Origin of the sequence: Glutamicibacter sp. NPDC087831 (assembly GCF_044742845.1) — a bacterium.
Lineage (GTDB): Bacteria > Actinomycetota > Actinomycetes > Actinomycetales > Micrococcaceae > Glutamicibacter.
On sequence record NZ_JBIUVH010000014.1, the window covers coordinates 1 to 1,168 of the forward strand.

1 protein-coding gene is annotated in these 1,168 nt (G+C 57.6%); it reads left to right on the forward strand.

Features of this window, described 5'->3' with window-relative positions:
- Positions 1 to 689 (forward strand): hypothetical protein (locus ACIOJF_RS17945; RefSeq protein ID WP_402741999.1); only part of this gene is annotated, 689 nt, incomplete at its 5' end.
- Positions 690 to 1,168: the final 479 nt, after the last annotated feature.

Below are 1,168 nucleotides of genomic sequence, written 5' to 3' on the forward strand. Positions count from 1 at the left end.
AACCCGCCACCGCGGTTGTCATCACGCTTGAAGCCGCCACCGCGGTTGTCATCACGCTGGAAGCCGCCACGGTTGTCATCACGCTTGAAGCCACCGCCACGGTTGTCATCACGCTTGAAGCCACCGCCACGGTTGTCATCACGCTTGAAGCCGCCACCGCGGTTGTCATCACGCTTGAACCCGCCACCGCGGTTGTCATCACGCTTGAAGCCACCACGGTCATCATTGCGGAAACCGCCACCGCGGTTGTCATCACGCTTGAAGCCACCGCCACGGTTGTCATCACGCTTGAAGCCACCGCCACGGTTGTCATCACGCTTGAAGCCGCCACCACGGTTGTCATCACGCTTGAAGCCGCCACCGCGGTTGTCATCGCGACGCTCGCCACGGAAACCACCACGGTCATCATTGCGGAAGCCACCGCCACGGTTGTCATCGCGACGCTCGCCGCGGAAACCACCACGGTCATCATTGCGGAAACCGCCACCGCGGTTATCGTCACGCTTGAAGCCACCACCACGGTTGTCATCACGCTTGAAGCCACCATCACGGTTGTCGTCGCGCTTGAAGTCACCGCCGCGGTCAGCATTACGGTCACCGCGGAAGCCACCACGGTTATCGTCGGTGCGCTTGAAATCACTACGGTCGTCGCGACGCTTGAAGCCATCGCGGGAGTTGTTGCGGTTTGAATCTGAGTTCCGGAAGTCGCCTCGTCCGTTGTCGGAGTTACGGCGGAATTCGTTAGACATCTAATGTCCCCTTCAGCGGCTATCTCAATACCGCAACCTTCGTGTTTGCCTTTGCAAATCACTTCACTATTAACTATTCAGCATGCCCTCGAGGCATGTACATCTAAATTCAAGTCTACGGGAGGCACGAGTCATACCATAGGGAAACGGGTCCAATGTGGCAAGACACTCAGTGGCGGCCCTAAGGTTGTCCCCCCAGCCATCGACGCATGCGTAGCCGATCGAAGCCCCTTGATAGATTCAACTCTTCTAAAAGGGGTTAACGACAAAAAGGGCCCAGCATGAAACTGAACCCATAGGCTGTAGCAAGTCGATTACCAGGGGACGGGTTAAACAGGTGAGGCCCCGGCACCAAACGGTACCAGGGCCTCAAACCATCTACTCAAGTTAAGTCCGGCGGTGACCTACTCTCCCACACC